Annotated in this window: 1 protein-coding gene; it reads left to right on the forward strand. The window is 49.4% G+C overall.

The window, feature by feature from the left end; translation table 11 throughout:
• Positions 1-30: 30 nt before the first annotated feature.
• Positions 31-4,032, forward strand: a 4,002-nt coding sequence (locus EXT47_RS23535) for an amino acid adenylation domain-containing protein (protein WP_276319751.1), incomplete at its 3' end; no start/stop codon positions are given.

Raw genomic sequence — 4,032 nt, forward strand, 5'->3', positions numbered from 1 at the left:
AAATCGGATACGGAACGGGCGTTATGCAGCATTTGGCAGCAAGTGCTGGAGGTGGAACGAGTCGGAATTATGGATAACTTTTTCCAGTTAGGCGGCCATTCCTTATTAGCGACTAAACTGGTGGCCAGAATTAATGAAACTTTTGATATCTCATTGCCGTTGCGTGAGGTTATCAGCCGACCCATATTGGCTGAGCTTGCAGCTGTTTTATCCGGTTATGAGCGCGATCCAAATCGGCTGCAACTAACACCTGTTTGCCGAGAGCTTGCTTTACCCCTGTCTTATGCACAGCAAAGGTTATGGTTACTGGACCGGATCGACGGCGGAAGTGCCCATTATAATATGTCGGGTGCTCTGAGGCTGGAGGGTAAATTAAATGTTCAGGCGCTGGAACGGGCTTTTTTCACTGTGGTCCAGCGCCATGAAAGCTTGCGCACTCGTTTTATTTCAATGGGAGATGGCGATCCGCGGCAAGAGATTCAGGAGAATTTTACTTTCCATGTACCAGTAACCGATTTATCCACTTTTACGGCAGGGGAGCAGCAAGTACAACTTGCTGTTGCGGTTTCTGCTGAAGCTTCACGAACTTTTGATCTAAGCCAGGAACTTATGCTGCGGGCGCAGTTGCTTAAGCTTTCTTCTCGGGAGCATATTGTGCTGGTAACTATGCATCATATTGCCTCAGACGGCTGGTCTATGGGTATATTAGTGAATGAGTTTAGCCGTTTATATCGTGCTTATGTACAGGGAGAAGATAATCCCCTAATACCACTTGCCATCCAGTATGGCGATTACGCCCACTGGCAACGTAACTATCTGCAGGGACCTAGACTGGATGAACAGTTGGCTTTTTGGCAAGACCGGTTAGCGGGCTTGCCTGTGGTCCATAATCTGCCGCTTGATCGCCCCAGAGCTGCGAGGCAGAGTTTTGCCGGCAATGTGCATTACTCTAGTGTGGATAAAGCCTGCCTGAGAAAATTAATGCAATTATGCCAGGCCCAGGGCGCAACCTTATTTATGGGGCTGCATGCCTCATTTTCCGTGCTTTTGTCACGGTACAGCAATGAAAATGACATAGTGGTAGGCACGCCAGTAGCCAATCGGGAGCAGTTGGAAGTAGCAGATTTGATCGGCTTCTTTGTTAATACCCTGGTACTGCGCAGTGACACCTCTGGCAATCCGGGCTTTCGGGAGCTGCTGGCGCAAAGTAAACAGATGTTGCTGGATGCTTATGCTCACCAACAAGTGCCTTTTGAGCTTTTAGTAGAGAGACTACAGCCGGAGCGTAATCTGAGTCATATGCCTTTATTCCAGGTAATGCTGGCCTTACAAAACAATGATGGAGGCAGTCTGTCCCTACCCGGATTAACCTTATCGGCTATGGAAGATCAAGGGGTAGGTACCGCCAAGTTTGATTTAACTTTAAATGTGATTGAAAGTGAGCAGGGGCTGCAACTTAAATGGGGCTTTAATATCGATCTCTTTGATATAGAGACCATAAAGCAGATGGCCGGTCATTTTGAAACTTTATTGCTCGCCATGGTGCAGTCGCCGGAGAAGGACGTTTTCGCCCATGAACTGGTCACCGGACAAGAGCGCCGTCTGCTCCTCAATGCTGGCAAAGACATGGTATCGAGTGTTGTTCCACAGCTGTGCATTCATGAATTATTTGAAGCACAAGCTGCGTCGCAGCCAAATAAAATCGCCCTGATAACGCAAGAGGGTAGTCTGAATTATGGCGAGCTTAACCGCCGTGCCAACCAACTCGCCCATCACCTTAAGCTGCAAGGGGTGAAACCGGATACCTTAGTTGGTCTTTGTGTCGATCGCTCTATGGATATGGTTATCGGTATATTGGCGATCCTCAAAGCTGGGGGTGCTTATGTGCCGTTTGATCCGAGCTATCCTGAATCACGCCTACTTTATATGCTTAAGGATAGCGGTGTGGATACCGTATTGACCCAAGAGCGGGTCTTGGCTGACTTGCCTTCATTGGCTGCGCACGCCCTATGTCTGGATAAAGAGTCAGTGCAAACCGAGCTTGTAAATATGTCGGAAGATAACCTGCCTGTATCTTCGCTGGGACTAACTGCTTCTCATCTAGCCTATGTCATTTATACTTCAGGCTCGACCGGACAAGCTAAAGGGGTCTTGATCGAGCATCAGGGAATTGTCAATCTTGCCGCAGAAATACAGAGGATGGATATAGTGCCGGAAGGTGCTTGTTGGGGGTTAAACGCTTCTTATGCCTTTGATTCTTCGGTTAAGGGTCTATCCCAGTTGATGTCGGGTGTGCCGTTGCGTATTTTACCCAGATATGCCGATCAGGAGTCACAAACTATAGGGAGAACCTTTGGACAGTGCGGTGTTCTCGACTGTACTCCGTTAATGGTGGAAGCCTGGTTTGATTTGGGTCTAGAGAGTACTTTACCTAACTTAATCATTGGCGGCGAAGCTATTTCTCCCCAGTTATGGGCCAGACTATGTGACTGGCAACAGCAGTATCAACGCAAGGCGGTGAATGTATACGGTCCAACAGAATGTAGCGTTAACACCCATTGGACGCCGATATCCGGCGACTTGCCCCATATTGGATATCCGCTGGGTAATGTTCGGGCATTGATCCTGAATGAAAATACCTTAGCGCCAGGTGGCGTGCCGGGTGAACTATGTATTGGTGGTATCGGGTTGGCTCGGGGTTATCTGAACCAGGATAAGCTGACGGCTGAAAAATTTATCACCAACCCTTATTTTAATGAACAAGACAACAATAGTTGCCAGCGTCTGTACCGCACCGGAGATTTGGTGCGTCGCTTGGCAGATGGCCGTCTTGAATTTATCGGCCGTACCGATCATCAGGTGAAAATCCGGGGCTTTCGCATCGAGCCGGCTGAAATAGAACATGTCTTGGCAGATTTTAGCCGTGTCAAGGAAGCCGTCGTACTTGCCCGTGACGCAGGGGAAAAGGGGAAGCACCTGGTGGGCTACCTGCTTGCCGAAGATGCCGAAAGCGATAAGAGTGGCCTGATTGAAGCAGTGCGCCAGCATGTAGGTAAACTTTTACCTGAATATATGGTGCCTTCGGATTTTGTGGTACTGGAGTCTTTCCCCTTAACCGCCAACGGCAAGTTTGATCGCAATGCTTTACCTGAGCCGAGCAATGAAATGTCAGACGACGGCTTCAGCGCCCCGCAAACCGAAGGAGAAAAAGCCTTAAGCGTTATCTGGCAAGAGCTGCTGGGGCTTGAACGGATTGCCCTCACGGACAACTTTTTTGAATTGGGAGGGCACTCACTGCTGGCCACTAAGTTGGTGGCTCGGGTTAGCGAGTCATTCGATGTGAAAATTAAATTGCGGGATATTTTTAAACAGCCTGTTCTGGCGAGTCTGGCAGAATTTATATCAGCTCAAAAGCAGGGGAAGAATCATCCGCCTTTGATACAGGTTTCCCGGACTCAGGCGTTGCCCCTGTCTTTTGCCCAACAAAGGCTATGGTTGTTAGATCAAATCGACGGTGGCAGCGCCCATTATAATATGCCGGCGGCGTTAAAACTGACCGGTACCCTCAATGAGGACGCTCTGCAACAGGCGATTACCACTATCCTGTTACGTCATGAAAGCCTGCGCACCTATTTTGTTGCCGGCGACGATGGTGAACCGATACAACTGATCCGTGAGTTAGACAGCTTTGAGGTGGCGCTGACGGATCTGTCCGCCCTTTCGCAGCAAGCGCTACAGACCCGAATAGCCGAAGCCGTTTCAACGGAAGCTGGGAAACAGTTTGATCTGACACGGGATTTGATGTTGCGGGCGCAGCTGCTGAAAATTTCAGCTAAAGAGCATATCTTGCTAGTGACCATGCATCATATCGCTTCCGATGGCTGGTCCCGGGAGATCTTGGTCAATGAATTTAGCCGTTTATATACGGCCTATGCCCAAGGGCAGGACAACCCTCTGCCGCCGCTGGCGATCCAGTACGGCGATTATGCCCACTGGCAGCGCAACTACTTGCAGGGAGCTGTGCTGAATGAA

It is taken from the genome of Pseudoalteromonas sp. CO342X, assembly GCF_004208915.1.
GTDB classification, from domain to species: domain Bacteria; phylum Pseudomonadota; class Gammaproteobacteria; order Enterobacterales; family Alteromonadaceae; genus Pseudoalteromonas; species Pseudoalteromonas maricaloris.